This window comes from Amycolatopsis sp. NPDC005003 (genome assembly GCF_053600695.1).
Window position 1 is genome coordinate 83,930 of record NZ_JBSGAI010000005.1, and the last position, 17,019, is coordinate 100,948.

16 protein-coding genes are annotated in these 17,019 nt (G+C 71.5%); 5 read left to right on the forward strand and 11 right to left on the reverse strand.

The genetic code is table 11. The features are described 5' to 3' along the window. Positions 1-14 precede the first annotated feature (14 nt). The gene (gene dapF, locus ACWED2_RS07775) at positions 15-842 is read right to left on the reverse strand and encodes a diaminopimelate epimerase (RefSeq protein WP_449689662.1); all 828 of its coding nucleotides are present in this window, start codon (positions 840-842) and stop codon (positions 15-17) included. 10 nt (positions 843-852) lie between these two features. After that, on the reverse strand, positions 853-1,764 hold the full coding sequence (gene miaA, locus ACWED2_RS07780) for a tRNA (adenosine(37)-N6)-dimethylallyltransferase MiaA (RefSeq protein WP_449689663.1): 912 nt from the start codon (positions 1,762-1,764) through the stop codon (positions 853-855). A gap of 219 nt (positions 1,765-1,983) precedes the next feature. Here miaA and ACWED2_RS07785 point away from each other — a divergent pair, with 219 nt between their 5' ends. Continuing rightward, positions 1,984-3,297: a DUF349 domain-containing protein gene (locus ACWED2_RS07785; RefSeq protein WP_449686242.1), complete on the forward strand. Its 1,314-nt coding sequence runs from the start codon at positions 1,984-1,986 to the stop codon at positions 3,295-3,297. Between the two features lie 170 nt (positions 3,298-3,467). Next, complete coding sequence (locus ACWED2_RS07790; RefSeq protein ID WP_449689664.1) at positions 3,468-3,905, forward strand: hypothetical protein; 438 nt, start codon at positions 3,468-3,470, stop codon at positions 3,903-3,905. A gap of 18 nt (positions 3,906-3,923) precedes the next feature. On the opposite strand, the gene ACWED2_RS07795 is transcribed toward ACWED2_RS07790, so the two are convergent. Both ACWED2_RS07795 and miaB read right to left on the reverse strand, forming a co-directional pair. Continuing rightward, positions 3,924-4,397, reverse strand: coding sequence for an Rv2732c family membrane protein (locus tag ACWED2_RS07795; RefSeq protein WP_449689665.1), 474 nt, complete (start codon positions 4,395-4,397; stop codon positions 3,924-3,926). After that, the gene (gene miaB / locus ACWED2_RS07800; protein WP_449689666.1) at positions 4,394-5,887 is read right to left on the reverse strand and encodes a tRNA (N6-isopentenyl adenosine(37)-C2)-methylthiotransferase MiaB; all 1,494 of its coding nucleotides are present in this window, start codon (positions 5,885-5,887) and stop codon (positions 4,394-4,396) included. The genes ACWED2_RS07795 and miaB overlap by 4 nt, the downstream gene beginning before the upstream one ends. A gap of 641 nt (positions 5,888-6,528) precedes the next feature. Here miaB and ACWED2_RS07805 point away from each other — a divergent pair. Beyond that, positions 6,529-6,843: a hypothetical protein gene (locus ACWED2_RS07805; protein WP_449689667.1), complete on the forward strand. Its 315-nt coding sequence runs from the start codon at positions 6,529-6,531 to the stop codon at positions 6,841-6,843. On the opposite strand, the gene ACWED2_RS07810 is transcribed toward ACWED2_RS07805, so the two are convergent. The 3 genes from ACWED2_RS07810 to ACWED2_RS07820 form a co-directional block, all read right to left on the reverse strand. Continuing rightward, on the reverse strand, positions 6,840-7,328 hold the full coding sequence (locus ACWED2_RS07810) for a hypothetical protein (protein WP_449689668.1): 489 nt from the start codon (positions 7,326-7,328) through the stop codon (positions 6,840-6,842). The two genes, ACWED2_RS07805 and ACWED2_RS07810, sit on opposite strands and share 4 nt — an antisense overlap. 39 nt (positions 7,329-7,367) lie before the next feature. After that, complete coding sequence (locus ACWED2_RS07815) at positions 7,368-8,393, reverse strand: Rieske 2Fe-2S domain-containing protein (protein ID WP_449689669.1); 1,026 nt, start codon at positions 8,391-8,393, stop codon at positions 7,368-7,370. Positions 8,394-8,517: 124 nt separating this feature from the next. Continuing rightward, the gene (locus ACWED2_RS07820; RefSeq protein WP_449689670.1) at positions 8,518-9,630 is read right to left on the reverse strand and encodes an FAD-dependent oxidoreductase; all 1,113 of its coding nucleotides are present in this window, start codon (positions 9,628-9,630) and stop codon (positions 8,518-8,520) included. A 68-nt stretch (positions 9,631-9,698) separates the two neighbouring features. Between ACWED2_RS07820 and ACWED2_RS07825 the strand changes: the two genes are divergently transcribed. Continuing rightward, the gene (locus ACWED2_RS07825) at positions 9,699-10,394 is read left to right on the forward strand and encodes a TetR/AcrR family transcriptional regulator (RefSeq protein ID WP_449689671.1); all 696 of its coding nucleotides are present in this window, start codon (positions 9,699-9,701) and stop codon (positions 10,392-10,394) included. On the opposite strand, the gene ACWED2_RS07830 is transcribed toward ACWED2_RS07825, so the two are convergent. Further along, complete coding sequence (locus ACWED2_RS07830) at positions 10,391-11,047, reverse strand: TetR/AcrR family transcriptional regulator (RefSeq protein WP_449689672.1); 657 nt, start codon at positions 11,045-11,047, stop codon at positions 10,391-10,393. The genes ACWED2_RS07825 and ACWED2_RS07830 overlap by 4 nt on opposite strands. Positions 11,048-11,130: 83 nt before the next feature. Here ACWED2_RS07830 and ACWED2_RS07835 point away from each other — a divergent pair, with 83 nt between their 5' ends. Next, positions 11,131-12,231, forward strand: a complete 1,101-nt coding sequence (locus ACWED2_RS07835) for an FAD-dependent oxidoreductase (protein WP_449689673.1) — start codon at positions 11,131-11,133, stop codon at positions 12,229-12,231. Here the strand turns inward: ACWED2_RS07835 and ACWED2_RS07840 are convergent, their stop codons facing one another. The 3 genes from ACWED2_RS07840 to ACWED2_RS07850 all read right to left on the reverse strand — a co-directional run bounded on the left by ACWED2_RS07840 (position 12,232) and on the right by ACWED2_RS07850 (position 16,897). Continuing rightward, positions 12,232-13,983: a cellulase family glycosylhydrolase gene (locus ACWED2_RS07840; RefSeq protein WP_449689674.1), complete on the reverse strand. Its 1,752-nt coding sequence runs from the start codon at positions 13,981-13,983 to the stop codon at positions 12,232-12,234. Between the two features lie 81 nt (positions 13,984-14,064). Beyond that, a complete protein-coding gene (locus tag ACWED2_RS07845) occupies positions 14,065-15,501 on the reverse strand; it encodes an RICIN domain-containing protein (RefSeq protein ID WP_449689675.1) in 1,437 nt (478 codons plus the stop codon). A 22-nt stretch (positions 15,502-15,523) separates the two neighbouring features. Further along, positions 15,524-16,897 (reverse strand): glycoside hydrolase family 43 protein, encoded by a 1,374-nt coding sequence (locus ACWED2_RS07850; RefSeq protein WP_449689676.1) that lies wholly within the window; start codon positions 16,895-16,897, stop codon positions 15,524-15,526. Positions 16,898-17,019 lie beyond the last annotated feature (122 nt).

The window sequence follows — 17,019 nt, forward strand, 5'->3', positions numbered from 1 at the left end:
GTGGGCCGCCCCGGTCACGAACCGGCGGCGGCCCACCAGGCTTCGTCGAGTTCGCCGCGGGCCACGATCTCGGCGGGGCCGGACAGCGTCGACGCGCCGCGGGACACCGTCACCTCCACCCGGCCGCCTGGGATGTCCACTGTGGACGAGCCGGTGTCGGTGCCCGCCAGGTGGAACGCGGCCGCCACCGCGGCGACCGTGCCGGTGCCGCACGCCCGGGTCTCCCCCACCCCGCGCTCGTGCACGCGCATCCGCAGCGCGCCGTCGCCGAGGCAGTTGATGAACTCGAGGTTCACGCCGTTCGGGAACACGTCGTGGTCGAAGTCGGGCTGGTCGCGCAGGTCGAGGCCGGCCACGTCGTCGTCGAGGAGCGAGACCAGGTGCGGGTTGCCGACGTCGACCGCGACGCCGGAGAACGGGCGGCCCGCCACCACCGTGACCGACGTCCCGGTGATCGTCGCCGGGCCCATCTGCACCGTCACCGAGCGGTCCGGGTGCACCACCACCGGGCGGTCGCCCGCGCGGGTGCCGACGACGAACTCCCCCTCGGCGGCCAAGCCCGCGTCGACCAGGTGGCGGGCGAAGACGCGCACGCCGTTGCCGCACATCTCGGCGATCGACCCGTCGGCGTTGCGGTAGTCCATGAACCACTCGCCCGCGGACGGCTCGCCGAGCGCGGCGGCGCGCACGATGCGCAGCACGCCGTCGGCCCCGAGGCCGCGCTGCCGGTCGCACAGCGCGGCGACCCTCGCCTCGGTCAGCTCGAGGCGGCCCGCCGGGTCGGGGAGCAGCACGAAGTCGTTCTGCGTGCCGTGCCCCTTGAGGAATTCGATTCCGCCCATGGGGGCAAGATTACCGGCCCAGGGTATCCAGGACGCGCGCGGCCAGCGCGGGATCGGCGCCGTCGAACCAGTGGATCCGCTGGTCGCGCCGGAACCAGGAGCGTTGCTTGCGGACGAAGCGCCGGGTGGCCTGCGCCGTTGCCGCGGCGGCCGCTTCGAAGTCGCCTTCGCCGTCCAGTTCGGCGAGCACCTGCTGGTAGCCGAGCGCCCGCGAAGCCGTCTTCCCCTCGCGCAGGCCGCGCTTCTCCAGCTCAAGCACCTCGTCGACCAGTCCGGCCTCGAACATCCGCACCACGCGCTCGTTCACGCGCTCGTCGAGCTCCTCGGGCGTGCGGTCGACGCCGATCACGACGGTGCCGTAGCGGGCGGGCCCCGGCTGGGGCAGGTTCGCCGAGAACGGCTCGCCGGTGATCTCGATGACTTCGAGGGCGCGGACGATCCGGCGCGTGTTGGTGGGCAGGATCTTGGCGGCGGCCGCCGGATCGCGCTCACCCAGCCGGGTGTACAACGCCGGGGTGCCGAGCTGCTCGGCTTCCGCGTCGAGCCGGGCCCGGACGGCCGGGTCGGTGCCGGGGAACCGCAGGTCGTCGAGCACGGCCTGGACGTAGAGGCCGGACCCGCCGGCCAGCACCGGGACCTTGCCGGCGGCCAGCAGCCGCTCGATCTCGGCCCGCGCGTGCCGCTGGTAGGCCGCGACGGACGCCGTCTCGGTCACGTCCAGGACGTCGAGCAGGTGGTGCGGGACGCCGCGGCGCTCGGCCTCGGTGGCCTTGGCGGTGCCGATGTCCATGCCCCGGTAGAGCTGCATCGCGTCGGCGTTGACGACTTCGCCGCCGAGCTCGCGGGCCAGGTCCACGGCCAGCGCGGTCTTGCCGGTGGCCGTCGGCCCGACCACCGCGAGCGGGACGACGGGGCTGTTCACGGCGGCTGACGATACCGGCGGGCCGACACGGAGTGTCCACCGGAAGTAGGATCACGAGCTTCGAGTGGCCCATCCAGTACCACGGTGCGCGCTGAGCTGCTTGAATGCCGCGTGAGGGCCGTAGCATCCGAGCACGGCCCGTGACGACCGCATTACCCGGCCCCGCTCCCACGGCGGGGCGCCCGCACCAGCGGGCGTACAGGCGATAAGGAGCCTGCGATGGCCCAGGAGAACACTTCCACCGGTACCCCGGCCCCGCACCCGGTGCCGCACGCGCTGCACGCCGGGCACGCCGCCCCGCCCGTGCCGCCCGCCGAACCCACCCCGTCGACCTGGGGCCGGATCGACGACGAGGGCACCGTCTACGTCGTCACCGCCGAGGGCGAGCGCGCCGTCGGCGTCTGGCAGGCCGGCAGCCCCGACGAGGGCTTGGTGCACTACGCGCGCCGCTTCGACGACGTGCGCACCGAGGTCGAGCTGCTGGAGACCCGGCTGATCTCCGGGGCGGGCGACCCGAAGCACGCGCTGTCGAGCGCCACCCAGATCCGCGACGGGCTGGCCGAGGCCGCGGTGGTCGGCGATCTGGCCGCGCTCGCCGCCCGGCTGGAGTACGTCATCGGGCACGCCGAGAAGGCGCTGGCCAGCGCGAAGGCGGAGCGCGAGGAGGCCAGGGCCGCGGCGGTCGCCCGCAAGCAGGCGCTCGCCGAGGAGGCCGAGAAGATCGCGGCCGACTCCACCCAGTGGAAGGCGGCGGGCGACCGGCTGCGCGCGATCCTGGACGAGTGGAAGACGGTCAAGGGCGTCGACCGCAAGACCGACGACGAGCTGTGGAAGCGGTTTTCGAAGGCCCGCGAGGCGTTCAACCGCCGCCGCGGGTCGCACTTCGCCGAGCTGGACAAGCAGCGCGCCTCGGCCAAGCAGCGCAAGGAAGAGCTCATCGCCGAGGCCGAGGCCATCAGCGAGTCCGAGGACTGGGGCGAGACGGCCGGTCGCTACAAGGACCTGATGACCGAGTGGAAGGCGGCCGGCCGGGCGCCGAAGGACAGCGACGAGGCGCTGTGGCAGCGCTTCCGCGCGGCGCAGGACAAGTTCTTCGCCCGCCGGTCGGCGGTGTTCTCCGAGCGTGACGCCGAGTTCGGCGCGAACGCGGCCCGCAAGGAGGAGCTGCTGGTCGAGGCCGAGAAGATCGACGCGGCGGCCAACCTGGAGGCGGCGAAGAGCGCGTTGCGCCGCATCCAGGAGCAGTGGGACGAGATCGGCAAGGTCCCCCGCGAGCGCATCCGCGAGCTGGACGGCCGCCTGAAGGCCGTCCAGGACGCCGTGAAGGCGGCCGAGGACTCGCGGTGGCGCCGGACGGACCCGGAGGCCCAGGCCCGGGCGGCCCAGTTCCGGGAGCGGGTGGAGCAGTTCGAGTCGCAGGCGGCGAAGGCGCGCGCGGCCGGGGACGAGCGGCGGGCGAAGAAGGCGGACGAGCAGGCCGCGCAGTGGCGTGAGTGGCTGCAGGCCGCGGAGGCGGCGGTCGCCGACCGCTGAAAGCCGCCAAAGCCGCTGAAGGCCGCATCCGGGGACTCCACGTCTCCGGATGCGGCCTTCACGCCGTCAAGGGCGCGATCGGCAAGCGAAAACACCCGATGGGGTTCGGCCCACGCCCCGACCGGGGGTCACCGCGTGCTCCGGGCCGTCGCCGGTGCTCCACTCCGTTCATGATCAGGACATCCCGCAGGATCCTCGCCGCTCTGGCGGTCACCGTCGCTCTCGCCGGGCTCGCCCCCGCGCTCGCCGCCCCCGCCGGGGCCGCTCCGCTCTCCTCGGCCACGGAAGCCGGCAAGGGGAAGGTGAAGGTCGACGGGAAGCTCTCCAAGGACCACGTCAAGGTCAACGAGAAGGTCGACCTCAAGGGCGACCTGAAGGTGCTGGAAGCCGCCCGCTCCGAAGCGAGCGTCGAGACCGTCATCGTCCAGCAGCTGCAGGCCGGCGCCTGGGTGAACATCGCCGACACGACCTGCCGGCCGAACGGCAACTTCTCGCTCAGCCTCAGCTTCAGCCTGAGCGCCACCGTCTCGCTGCGGCTGTTCCACCCCGAGACGACGCTCTACGCCGCCGCCTACTCCGCCGGCACGCTCACCCTGCGCGTCGGCTGAGCTCGGTCCCCACCGGCCTCACGAACGCGAGAACGCCGTCCGCATCCACTGGACCGCGAGGCAGATCATCGCGATCCAGGCGACGATCATGCCGATGCCCGGGCCGCCGCCCGCCGACCCGGGGGCGTGCGACGACTGCTGCGACCAGATCGCCAGCAGCCCGTCCACCGAGGCGAACCAGCCGCCCGCGGCGCAGACCCACGCCAGCCACCAGCGCCGCGTCACGAGGGCCAGCGCGGAGGCGAGGATGCCGACGCCGGTCGACGTCGCCGCGAACAGCTGCGGGATGCCGCCGCCCTCGCCGGCCAGCACCTGCCAGCCCGCGTGGTCGCCGACCCACGGGAGGATCAGGCAGATCAGCAGCACGAACGTGAACACCGCGATCGTGAACCCGCGGCGGCCCAGCTCCACCGTGCGGGACGCCTGCGCGCCCGCCTCGTCGATTTCGGCCGCCAGCTCGGCCAGCTCGCCGTTGCCACGGGGATCCGTCACAGCGCACACCCACTCACCGGCTCGGGCCGGACCGCCGGGGCACCGAAGCCCGGCAGGCCCAGCGTGACGCCGCTCGTCTTCGGCCGCAGCCCGGCCTCCGCGTTGTCTCCCGCCCGGGTTCGCCGGTGGGACAGCAGGTCGCCGTCGGCCACCAGGTGGTGCGGGGCGGCGTAGGTGACGATCGTCTCGACCACGTCGCCGGGGCGGACCGCGCGGTCGACGTGGGCGCCGGTCGGCGTGAAGTGCACCAGGCGCCCGTCACGGGCGCGGCCGCTCATCCGGTGGGTCTCGGCGTCCTTGCGGCCTTCGCCCGCGGCGACGAGCAGCTCGACGCGGCGGCCGATGATCTTCTTGTTCTCGTCCCAGGAGATCGCGTTCTGCAGCTCGACCAGGCGGTCGTAGCGCTCCTGCACGACCTCCTTGGGCAGCTGGCCGTCCATCGTCGCGGCCGGCGTGCCCGGGCGCTTCGAGTACTGGAAGGTGAACGCGCTGGAGAAGCGGGCCTGCGCCACGACGTCCAGGGTCGCCTGGAAGTCCTCCTCCGTCTCACCGGGGAAGCCGACGATGATGTCGGTGGTGATCGCCGCGTCCGGCATGGCCGCGCGCACCTCGTCGAGGATGTTCAGGAAGCGCGCCGAGCGGTACGACCGCTTCATCTCGCGCAGCACCCGGTCCGACCCCGACTGCAGCGGCATGTGCAGCTGGTGGCAGACGTTCGGGGTCGCGGCCATGGCGTCGATGACGTCGGAGGTGAACGCCGCCGGGTGCGGCGAGGTGAACCGGACGCGCTCGAGGCCGTCGACGGTGCCGCACGCGCGCAGCAGCTTGCCGAAGGCCAGCCTGTCCCCGAACTCGACGCCGTAGGAGTTCACGTTCTGGCCGAGCAGGGTGACCTCGAGCACGCCCTCGGCGACGAGCGCCTCGACCTCGGCGAGGATCTCGCCGGGCCGCCGGTCGCGTTCCTTGCCGCGCAGGGCGGGCACGATGCAGAAGGTGCAGGTGTTGTTGCAGCCGACCGAAACGGACACCCAGCTCGCGTAGGACGACTCGCGGCGCGCGGGCAGGGTGGAGGGGAAGGTCTCGAGCGATTCGAGGATCTCGACCTCGGCCTCGGCGTTGTGCCGGGCCCGCTCGAGCAGCGTGGGCAGCGACCCGATGTTGTGGGTGCCGAACACGACGTCGACCCACGGCGCCCGCTTGACGATCTCCCCGCGGTCCTTCTGCGCGAGGCACCCGCCGACGGCGATCTGCAGGTCCGGGTTGGCGACCTTGTCCGGGCGCAGGTGCCCGAGGGTGCCGTACAGCTTGTTGTCCGCGTTTTCCCGGACGGCGCAGGTGTTGAACACGATCAGGTCGGGCTTCGCCCCGGCGGTGGCGGGGACGTAGCCGGCGTCCTCGAGCTGCCCGGCGAGCCGCTCGGAGTCGTGCACGTTCATCTGGCAGCCGAAGGTGCGGATCTGGTACGCCCTGGGTGCCTGGTTCTCGGTCATCGGCTTCCAGGGTAGCCCCGCCCCCACCTGCTACCGAGTCGTCCCCTCGCGTCGGGGATGCAGGGCGTATGCACCCACCCAATGCGCCGCCGGTTCCCCGCACCTCAGCTCCCGCCGATATTGCACCGAACCCGGCCCGCCCAGTAGCCGGTCGCCGTCCGGCGCCACTGCCGAAGCATCCTGGGCACAACCGGCTGGAGATCCAGACCGTTCGGAAAACACACCCACACCCGATGGTTCCCCGAACGGATACGCCTTGGCGACGTCGCCCCAGTTCGATCATGCGTCCGGGACGCATCCTTGAACCCGCGCTGAAGCTCGCCGCTCGCCAGCGTAGACTTGCAGCGCCGTGAATGCCGATCCGTGGGGAATTGACGCAAACGGCAGCGGAGAAGCCGCTCTGGCGACGACGCTCCCGGCCGCCTGCCCGGTCTAGCAGGTTTTCTAGATGCAACCGTGCGGGTGTGTGGCCCGCGCAACTGCATGGACAACCCGTCTGAGCGTTGGCGTTGACGAATCGCAAACGCTCACCCAGGGTCGGGTCGTCCAGATACACGCACGCCAGGCACTGGACTGAGCAGAACACCGACCCTGACGGCTGGTGAGAACGCCCTGGGACTCGCTAGCGGTTTGGGTTACGTGTGTCTGCATCTGACGGTTGGATCTCCGGCATCTCCGGCATCTCGACGACCGGGTTCTGGACGATGGTCACGGTCACCGGATTGGCTCTGATCGGGCTCGTCGTGCTTGGCATCATCTGCACGAGGAAGAGCAACGAGGGCAAGCCCTTCAAGTTGAAGGTAACCCTCAAGAAGGTGCTGACCTTCGAGTTCGAAAGCGGCCAACCGACAATGCCACCCCCTGCAGAACCGGTCGCGGAGATACCCGAACAGCGCCCCGCGGAAGTCGACGCGCCGAAGCTCACCGACGCGGACCCACCAAAAGACGCGGGCTAGCCGACAAGCCGTTGGTCTCCTCGACGCGCCGGTCGAGCCGAGCGGAGTTGATGCCGGCCGCCCTCCCCCGCGGCGCCGATCACCTCGCGGGCCGCGTTCAGCTTCCCCGCGCAGACGTACGACTCGGCGAGCCAGGTCTGGTACAACGCCACTTCGCTCGCGTGCTCGGCGGCGTTAGCGTCGATCGCCCGGGCCGGCAGAAGGGCGGCTTGCGCCGGTTGGCCAACCTCGATTAGCACCCGGGCGATCATGACGTCGATCTCGTCTCGGCCCATCCAGTAAACCAACTCCGGCTCGGGGATCCCCGGGGACCGTTCCTCGTAGGTGTCACCGACCGTGTCGAGGGCCCGGCGGGCTCCCTCGGCGGCGCGCGCCCGCGCACTCGCCCAGGCCACCCGCCCCAGCAGCAGCGTCTTCGCGACCGGCGTGTCAGAGTATTGCGCTGCCCGAGCGAACAGACGGAAAGTCCTGAGGCGGCGACCCACAAATCGGGTAGCCGTCCGGCCGGCGAGCAGCTCGGCGGCCTACTCCTGTCTTCGCCCCGGCTCGCCCGCCGGGTCTTCCGGGCCGGCCGGTTCCCGGTAGAACTGGGCGTACCAGCGGCGCAGCGCCTTGATGCCCTTCTCGTGCGGCAGCAGGACCGGCCGGGCCTGGTGGATCTTGTGGTCCCAGATCCCGATCTCCTCGCGGACCTCGCCGAAGGCCTGCGTCCGGAAGACCAGCTTCAGGACGGGCACCAGGACCGGCAGCCGGGCCGGTTTGCGGAGGTAATAGAGCATTCTCAGCTCGCTGGTGCGGTCGTCGATCGGGTTCGTGAGCGCGACGGCGGTCAAGGACACCCACGCGCCGTGCACCCGCACCACCATGACGCCGGGGCCGTACATGAACACGTCGAAGGTGTTGTCGATGTCCCAGCGCAGGATCCGCCGCCGGATGCGGCCGCGCACCTCGGCGAACGGCCCGTCCGTGACGAGGTTCTGCACCGGCGGCTCGCTCTGCCCGTGGATGAAGTGGAAGTGGGATTCGTCCACGATGTTCTCGCGCATTTCCTGGATGTGGATCCGCGCGGTGCGCACATCGTCGATCGGGCGGGCGAACCGCCGGGACGTGGGTTCCGGTATCTCCGGCACTTCCCAGGCCGGCGCCTCCGACCCGGCGTAGGCGAAGATCAGCCCGCTGTGCTCGCGTACCGGGAAGCCGCCGATGGACACCTTCGGCGGGCGCACGGCGAACGGCGCGTGCGTGCAGCGGCCGTCCGGACCGAACCGCCAGCCGTGGAACGGGCACTCCACCGTCCCGTCCACCACCTTCCCGCCGGCACCCAGGTGCGCGCCGTAGTGCGGGCAGTAGGCGTCCCGCACCGCGGGACTTCCGTCCGCCCCGCGGAACGCGATCAGGGCGCGGCCGAAGTAGTGCAGCGGCACGACCTTGCCGCGCGGCAGCTGACCACTCCGCAGCAGCGCGTACCAGCCGCTCGGCACCGCGGGCATGGGGTACTCGTCGGCGCGCGGATCACGAGGGACCGCGGCCATCCGGACATCACGGCTCATGCCGGAAGTTAACGGCGTTCACCGGCGCGCGTCGACCTCCTCCCGCCGAGATCCGGGTCACATTCGAGCGCACTCCGCCGGGACGAGGGCGGATCCTGTAGCGCCAGCCAAAGGCCCCTCCCCCTCAACCCGGCTGGAAGAACTCGAGCAACCTGCGGCTCGCATCGGGCGACATCAGCAGCTCCTGCATGTCCGCCGACATCCGGGCGGCCGCGGCCGTGCGCTCGAACATCTCCGCCTCGTACTCCGCCACCGCCGCTCCGAAGTCATCCGGATGCGCGGCCAGCGCCAGGGCGAGCAAGGCGCCGTCCAGCAGGGCCATGTTCGCTCCCTCCCCCACCGGGGGCATCAGGTGCGCCGCGTCGCCGAGCAAGGTGACCGACGGGTTCGACGGCCAGGTCAGGCCGACCGGGAGGGTGGCGAGCGGGCGGGGCGCGAGCGTGTCGTCGGAAGCCGCGGCGATCAGGGCCGTGATCCGGGGGTCCCAGCCGTCCAGGAGCTCGATCAGGCGCGCCCGGGCGGCGGGCGGGTCGCCGAAGCCGATCCCGGCGGCGGCGAACCAGTCCTCTCCCGTGTTGTAGAAGCTCACGCCGATGCGGACGCAGCCGTCGCCGTTGCGCTGGGCGGACAGGGACTTGCCCTCGCCGAACACCCAGTAGTTGCCGCGGCCGACCATGGCCGCGAGGTCCGGGTGGGCGCGGTCGACGTCGGGGATCGCGAGCTCGACGGCGTTCTGGCCGAGGTGGGCCGGGCGGGCATCGGTGAGCAGCGGCCGGACCCGGGAGTTCGCGCCGTCCGCGCCCACCAGGAGGTCGTAGCGTGCGCTGCCGCCGTCGGCGAAGTGCAGCACGCCGTCTTCGGCGCGCTCGAACGCGTGGCCCCAGCGGACGACCCCCTCCGGGAGCGAGTCGAGCAGCAGGGCGCGCAGGTCGGCGCGGTCGATCTCCGGCCGGGCCATCGGGGCGTCCTCGGGCGTGTCCTCCTGCAGCAGGAGGGTGCCGTCCGGCTCCAGGAGACGCATGTCCTGCCCTTCGCGACGGGCGATCGACAGGAACTCCTCGAGCAGGCCGGCCTCGCGCAGCGCCCGCTGGCCGGAATGGATGTCGAGCATGCCGCCCTGGCGGCGGGCGCCGCGCGAAGCGTCGCGCTCGTACACCACGGCCTCGATGCGGTGCACGTGCAGGACCCGGGCGAGCGCCAGGCCGCCCATGCCGGCTCCCACGATGGCGATGGTCATGGTTCCCCCTCCGATACGCCGTACGTCTCGATACACTGTATCGCAGCAGCCGATGTATCGTCACGCCCATGTTGGTGTGGGAGCGGCCGGAGCCGGCGAACCGACCGGCGCCGGCGCCGCTGAGCCGGGACCTGATCGTCCGGACCGCGGTCGAACTGGCCGACGAAGCCGGCCTGGAAGCCGTGTCGCTGCGCAAGATCGCCGGCGCGCTGGACGTCGGGCCGATGCGGCTCTACGGCTACATCGACACCAAGGACGAGCTGCTCGACCTGATGGTCGACGCCGTCCACGCCGAGATCCGGCCGGCCGGGGCCGGCTGGCGGGAGGTGCTGACCTCGATGGCCGAGGCCACCCGCGAGGCCGCCCACCGGCACGAGTGGTTCGCCGACCTGATCGGGGGACGGCCCCAGCTCGGCCCGAACGCGCTGGCCAGGGGCGAGGCGGTGCTGTCCGCCCTGGACGGCGTCGACGTGGACGTCGTCATGCCGACGGTCGCCGCCGTCGACGCCTACGTGATCGGCGCGGTCCGCCGCGAGATCGCCGAGCGGCGGGCCGAACGCGCCAGCGGGATGGACCAGCGGCAGTGGCAGGCCGCGCTGGGCCCCTACCTGATGCGGATGTTCGCCACCGGCCGGTTCCCGGCACTGGAGACGGTCGTGCACGACGCCGCCCACCACGACGCCGACGCGACCTTCCGGATCGGCCTGGGCTTCCTGCTCGACGGCATCGGGGCGAGCATCGGCCGCGCCGGCGCCACCGGCTAGCGCAGGGCGGCGATCCCGGCCAGGAAGATGTCGACGCCCGCGAGGAACTGCTCGCGGTCGTCGTGCTCCCGCAGCCGGGTCGCCGCCTGGTGGACGAACGGGTACTCCGCCGGGTCCAGCGCCGCCCAGCGGGCGGCGATGTCGCCCAGGAAAGCCGCCCGGTCCCCCTGGTCGCCGGTGAGGAGCCGGGCGTTCGCGGCGTTCTGCCCGGCGACGCCGAGCACGTAGTTGACGAGCGCGCCCGCGGCGTCGAACAACGCCCGCTCGGGCACCTCGAGCGCGACGAGCAGCCCGCCGATGCGCTCGTAGATCTCCAGGAGCGCGGGCCGCCAGGGCTCCCGGGACAGCTGGGCGCCGACCCACGGGTGGGCGTCGATCGCGTCGAACAGGCCCAGTGACACGGTGCGCAGCGCCTCCCGCGGCTCGCCTCCGGCCACGGCGTCGCCCATGACGCGCGCGATGACGGCGTCGGTCGCCGCCGCGAGGAGGTCGCTCTTGTTCGCGACGTGGTGGTAAATCGCGCCGTAGCCGGTCGAGAGGCGGGTGGTGAGCGCGCGGAAGGTCAGTGCGGCCTCGCCGCCGTCGTCCAGGATCGCGGCCGCCGCCTGCACGATCACTTCCTTGGACAGCCCGTCCGTGCGCCGTTTCGCCATGCGCCGATCATCGCATGATTGGAACATCGATCCAAACTCGTGCTAGCGTGGCGATTGGAACGACAATCCAATCGGAGGTGACCATGACTGTCACGATCATCGGAGCCGGCCTCGGCGGGCTCGTCCTGGCCCGCGTGCTGCACCGGCACGGCATCCCGGTCGAGGTCTACGAGGCCGAAGCCTCACCGGCCGCGCGCCGCCAGGGCGGGATGCTCGACATCCACCCCTGGAACGGCCAGCGGGCACTCGAGGCGGCCGGCCTGACCGCGGGGTTCCGGGAGCTCGTCCTGCCCGGCCGCGAATCCTCCCGCGTCGTCGACCGCGACGGCACCGTGCTCCTCGACCGGCCCGACGACGGCACCGGCGTACGGCCCGAAGTGCAGCGCGGCGAGCTGCGGCAGCTGCTGCTCGGCTCGCTGCCGCCCGGCACCGTCCACTGGGGACAGAAGGTCGCCGGGGTGCGGACCCTCGGCGAAGGCGGCCACGAGGTGCGCCTGGCCGACGGCGGCAGCTTCGTCACGAGCCTGCTGGTCGGCGCGGACGGCGCCTGGTCGAAGGTCCGCCCGCTGCTCTCCGGCGCCACTCCGGAATACGTCGGCGTGACGGTCGTCGAGACCTTCCTCCTCGACGGCGACACCCGGCATCCCGCCGCGGCGAAGGCCGTCGGCGCGGGGGCGCTCTACGCGCTGGCGCCGGGGAAGGGAATCGTCGCGCACCGCGAAAGCGCCGGGACCCTGCACACGTACGCGCAGCTGTTCAAGCCACAGGACTGGCTCGAGGGCGCCGACGCCGCGACCGTGACGGCACGGGTCGCCGAGGAGTTCGACGGCTGGGCGGCCGAGCTGACCGCCCTGATCACCGAAAGCGACACCCCACCGGTGCTGCGCCGCCTCTGCACCCTGCCGGCCGGGCACCGCTGGGACCGGGTACCGGGGGCGACGCTGCTCGGCGACGCGGCCCACCTCATGCCCCCGAACGGCGAGGGCGCCAACCTGGCCATGCTGGACGGCGCCGAACTCGGCGAGGCCCTCGCCGCCCACCCGGGCGACGTGGAGCGGGCGCTCGCCGAGTACGAGGAAGCCATGTTCGCGCGCGCGGCCGCGGAAGCGGCGGACGAGGACGTCTACGCCATCATGTTCGGCGACGACGCCCCGCACGCCATGGTCGCCATGCTGGCCGGCTAGCTAGCGGACCGCCGTCGGCGCCCAGGCCGCGAGTTCCGCCTGGACCGCCGCCAGCTGGGCCGGCGTCGGCGCCGACGCCGGTTCCGCGATCAGGGCGTAGTGCAGGCCGGGGGTCGCCGGCAGGCGCAGGCGGTCGCCCACGCGGGTGGGCGAAGCGACATCCGTGACCACCGTCGGGGTCAGGCCGGCCGGGACGTGCAGCTCCGTCGGCGCGCCCGCGGCGGTCCCCTGCCACACGAGGACGCCGTAGCGCCCGGCGCCGGTGAGCGCCGCCGTCGCCGGCATCGTCGACGGGATCCGGTTCCACGTCAGCGTCTGGCTGCCGTCGCGCGAGCGGTCCTCGTAGGTGAACGCCAGCGTGTGCCCCGCGACCGCGGCCGGGTAGAGGCGGTCGAGCAGCCGCGCGTCCTGGCGGAGCTGGACCGTTCCGTCGTCGGCCGTGCGGGCCGAGGAGAAGTCCTCGCCGTTCCAGGCGTCGCCGTCCGTCTTGACCTTGTCCGGGTTGTCGTTCATCAGCTCGTGGTGGCGGCCGCTGTAAATGTCCCACTGCCACTGCGTCGCCGACAGCACCGGGCCCGACTGCGCCGGGGTGCGCCACCAGTTCGCGCCGGACACCCGCGAGTCGAGGGCCTGGTACATCGCCTTGTCCACGGTCGGCGTCTTGTCGGAGGTGTAGCCCGTCATCGGGTGGCCGAACTCGGTGACGATCGCCGTCGTGCCCAGCGCCGTCGCGCGGTCCCGGACCGTGCCGAAAGCGGCGCTGTACTGGCCGTCGCCCGCCTTGCCCGGCATGAACACACCGGACTGGGCGAGCTGGTCGTAGAAGTGGGTGTTGAACACGTACCGCGGCCCCATGACGCCGGTGTCCTGGAAGCCGCCCGGGTGCAGCTGGAAGGAGATGTTGGCGTTCCAGAACATGTTCGGCTCGACGAACGCCGGCTTGTCCTGCCAGCCGGCGGCATCCATCGCGTCGCGGAACCGCTTGAAGAACGGCCACAGCACGTTCTGCTCCCACGCCTTGCTGTCCTGGCCGGAGTCGTACCGCCCGGCGAAGGGCTCGTTGTACGGGTCCATCCCCGCGATGCCCGCGAACTGGGCGGCGCTCAGGTTCCCCTTGAGGTACGACATCGTCTGGACGGCCATGCCGACGAACTCGTCCTGGACGCCGCGGGCGTTGTGCCAGAAGTCCTTCGTGGCGTCCTGGACCGCGCCGTTCTGGGTGATGTTCTGGCCCCAGTGCGCGCAGATGCCGCAGCTTTCCGCGGGATAGCCGCCGAGGTCGACGACCCACTTCGGCGCGCCGTCGCCGGTGTACCAGCTGCCGCGGTTGAACAGGTAGCGGGAAAACAGGTCCTGGTGGAAGTCCGGCAGGACGGTGAAACCCTCGTCCAGGAACGCCTTCATCTGCTCGGTCAGCTTCGCCAGGTACTGCGTGTTCACCGGCCCGCGCACCGGCTGCATCCCCGCCCAGGCGATCGGGATCCGCACGGCGTTCGCGCCGGTGAGCGCTTTCATCGCCTGGGCCGAGCGACGCGCGTCGGCGGCGTTGGCGAAGGGCAGGAAACCGTTTTCTGCCAGCTTCACCTCACCCGAGACGTTGAAGCCGCGCAAGACCACTTCGCGGCCGTACTCGTCGACGAAAGCCGAGCCCCGCACGGTCAACCGGTGCTGCGGAACGTCTTCGGCGACAGCCGAGGCGACGACACCGGAGGTCATCGCCACGGCGGTGAGCAAAGCCACGAGCATGCGCATGATGGCGGCCCCAAACGTGAAGGAGTTTCGCAAAAAGTTACCGAGCAGTCACCCCGTCGTCAAGGGCCGAAAGGGAGCCGTTCAGGCCGCCTTCCGCTGCCATTGCTGGTTCGTCACCCCGGTACACGGGTACTGCTTGACCGCGGTGCCGTCGGCCGTCGACGCGGACACGACGTCCAGGCACTTCCCACTGTGCCGCGCCACCCACCGGACGTACCCGCCGCCGGCGGACTGGGCCTGCCACTGCTGGTTCGTGCCCGAAGTGCACGCGCCCTGCACCGCCGCCGCACCGTCCGCCGTGGAGCCGCCCGCGATGCCGAGGCACCTGCCGCTGTGCCGCGCGATCAGATTGACGTAACCGTCGCCGAGGTCGAGCACGCTCCACTGCTGGTTCCAGCCGTTGTTGCACGTGTACTGCGTCAGCGCCACGCCGTCGTTCTTCGACGAACTCGGGATGTCGGCGCACTTTCCGCTGTGCCGGGCGACGAGCGACTCGTACGCACTGCCGCTGCCGACGCCCGCGACCACGCCGGTCGCCACGTCGACGCTCACCTTCGGGTACCAGGTCATCGACAGCGTGGTGGCACTGGGGAAACCCAGCGGCAGCCACACGTACCGCGACTCGGTGACCGGCCGGCTCCAGGCCCCGGCCCAGCGGTCACCCAGGTACAGGTACGAGGTCGCCTGCGAGCCCTGCACGGGCAGCACGTACGCGGTCTGGCTGCCGTAACCGGTGGCGTCGCCGACGTTCGCCAACCCGCTCCACGGACCCGTGACACCGGTGGCGGTGGCGTACTTCTGCTGGTTCGGCTGCCAGCCCGTCGCGGCCGAGGTGACCATGAAGTAGACCCCGTTGCGCTTGAACAGCGCCGGCGCTTCGCGGTACGAGCCGGGCCACAGCGTCTGCACCAGCGCCGAAACACCGGTGTAGTCGGCGGTGAGCCGGTAGACGTTCAGGTCGGCGTTCTCCCGGGCGGCCGACGCCATGTACGCGGTGCCGTCGTCGTCCTTGAACAGCGTGATGTCCCGCGACATGTGCACGCCCAGGGGGCGGAAGCTGCCGCGGTAGGTGTAGCTCCCGTCCACAGTGGACGAGGTGGCCACCGCCGCGCGCGCCTCGGCGTAGTCGTCGCCGTTCTCCTTGTGCATCCACATCACGTACTGGCCGGTCGAGCTGTTGTAGAGCACCTTCGGCCGCTCGATCTTCGCCCGCCCGAGCTCGGCGGCCGACGACTGCGTCAGCACGTCGCCGCGGAACTCCCACGTCTTCAGGTCGGTCGAGCGGTAGGCCGAGACCGCCCGGAAAGTGTCGTCGGCGTTGCGGTTCTCGCCGAACCAGTAGTAGTACGCCCCCACCTTGAGCATCCCGCCGCCGTGGGCGTGCACGAGGGCGCCGGCCGGGTCGGCGAACTGGCTCCCGTTGGTCACCGTCACCGTCGCGGCCCCCGCACCGGGTGCGCCGAGCAACAGGGTGACGAGCACGAGCACGGACAGAACCACGCCACGTCGTCGTAGCATGACGGCTCCTTCGCGAGCGGTGTCAGTAGCCGACGCGGAACGTCGCGTCCTGCTTGTCCACAGTGGAGGATGAGGTGCTCAGGGGATCGATGCGCAGCAGGTAGTCGTGGTGCCGGAGGTAGCGGTCGGGGAAGTTGTGCGAGCGGAACGAGGACCAGCTCGGGTCGGCGAGACCCGCCGTCTGGTGGAAGGTGGCATCCGCCTTGAACGTCGCCGAGCCGTCGTCGGCGGCCAGGCGCAGCTCGTAGTTGTAGTGCCGCAGGTACCGGCCCGGGTAGTTGACGGACTCGAACGACACGCCGGCCGCGTCCGCGAGGCCGGGCACCAGCTTCCACAGCTGGTCCTGGTACGGGTCGAACGGGTAGCTGTCGATGCGCCCGACGGAGTCCGCGTGCCGGACATACCGGTCGGGGAAGTTGTGGGACTTGAGCCGCCGCCAGGCCGGAGCGCCCCACTGCGCGACGAGGGCGGACCGCTCCGCGGCCGTGATCGGCGTGATGCCGGGGTGCTTGGAGTTCAGCGGCTGCGTGTAGGCGCGGTCGTTCAGCAGCGTCCAGTTCCCGGCGGCGACATCGGTGGTCTCCCAGCAGAAGAACCGGCCGTTGGGGCTCCAGGTGTCACCCCACAGGTACCAGCGGTTCCCCGACGCCGCCGGGACGAGCTGCGGCGCCTCCACCCCCCGCCCGGGTGAGATTCCGGTCTTGTAGGTGGTGAAACCGCCGGGGGCCAGTGCGCCGGAGCGCTGGCCGACCAGGGTGCTGTTGGTGTTGTTCTTGACGTACAGGTAGTTGACCCCGCCGATGGTGGCCATCGTCCCGTCGATCGTCGCGTGGCCGGGGTCGAAGAACACCTGCGGCGCACCGACCGTCGCGAAGTCGGTGGTGTAGTTGACCATGATGACGTCGTGGCCGCCGGAGGCCGCCGAATAGATGATCGCGTACTGGTTGCGCGACGGGTCCCAGAACGCCTCCGGTGCCCAGCTGTGCGTGGCCATCGAGTGCAGCTTGATCCGGCGGTACCCGGTGAACCCGCGCAGGTCGGCGGAATCCCAGACGTGGATGTACTGGTTCTGCAGCGACCAGTCGGTGCCCTTGAGGTCGGTCGCCAGCACGACGAACCGGCCGTCCCGCTTGCGGAGCACGAACGGGTCGCGCAGCCCGCCGGTGCCGGCCGTCGGCGTCACCACCGGGTTGTTCTGGTTGAGCGGCATCCAGTCGAGGCCGTCCACGCTGACCGCCAGGTGCAGCCCGTAGTCCGCGCCGGTCATCGACGGCGATTCGGTGAAGTACGCCATGACGTAGGCGCCGGAGACGACCTGGGCGGAGGCTTTGCCGCCGAGCAAGCCGGCGACCGCGGCCGCCGCCGTGCCCGCCATCAGTCCACGTCGGCTGATCATGGTCTCGTCCACCCATCTCGTCGTCGAGCGCCGGGCACGATTGTTAGCGCTAACAGCGCTGTCGTAGTGTAGGTGACCCGCGCCACACGGTGTCAAGGGGCCGATCGTCGGGACACGGGACC

Excerpts from the sequence above, each read along its gene's own strand:
- ACWED2_RS07835 (WP_449689673.1), top strand. The coding sequence starts at position 11,131 with ATGACTGTCACGATCATCGGAGCCGGCCTCGGCGGGCTCGTCCTGGCC.
- ACWED2_RS07790 (WP_449689664.1), top strand. The coding sequence starts at position 3,468 with ATGATCAGGACATCCCGCAGGATCCTCGCCGCTCTGGCGGTCACCGTC.
- ACWED2_RS07850 (WP_449689676.1), bottom strand. The coding sequence starts at position 16,897 with ATGATCAGCCGACGTGGACTGATGGCGGGCACGGCGGCGGCCGCGGTC.
- ACWED2_RS07785 (WP_449686242.1), top strand. The coding sequence starts at position 1,984 with ATGGCCCAGGAGAACACTTCCACCGGTACCCCGGCCCCGCACCCGGTG.
- ACWED2_RS07845 (WP_449689675.1), bottom strand. The coding sequence starts at position 15,501 with ATGCTACGACGACGTGGCGTGGTTCTGTCCGTGCTCGTGCTCGTCACC.
- miaB (WP_449689666.1), bottom strand. The coding sequence starts at position 5,887 with ATGACCGAGAACCAGGCACCCAGGGCGTACCAGATCCGCACCTTCGGC.
- ACWED2_RS07815 (WP_449689669.1), bottom strand. The coding sequence starts at position 8,393 with ATGAGCCGTGATGTCCGGATGGCCGCGGTCCCTCGTGATCCGCGCGCC.
- ACWED2_RS07825 (WP_449689671.1), top strand. The coding sequence starts at position 9,699 with ATGTTGGTGTGGGAGCGGCCGGAGCCGGCGAACCGACCGGCGCCGGCG.
- dapF (WP_449689662.1), bottom strand. The coding sequence starts at position 842 with ATGGGCGGAATCGAATTCCTCAAGGGGCACGGCACGCAGAACGACTTC.
- ACWED2_RS07830 (WP_449689672.1), bottom strand. The coding sequence starts at position 11,047 with ATGGCGAAACGGCGCACGGACGGGCTGTCCAAGGAAGTGATCGTGCAG.
- ACWED2_RS07840 (WP_449689674.1), bottom strand. The coding sequence starts at position 13,983 with ATGCGCATGCTCGTGGCTTTGCTCACCGCCGTGGCGATGACCTCCGGT.
- ACWED2_RS07820 (WP_449689670.1), bottom strand. The coding sequence starts at position 9,630 with ATGACCATCGCCATCGTGGGAGCCGGCATGGGCGGCCTGGCGCTCGCC.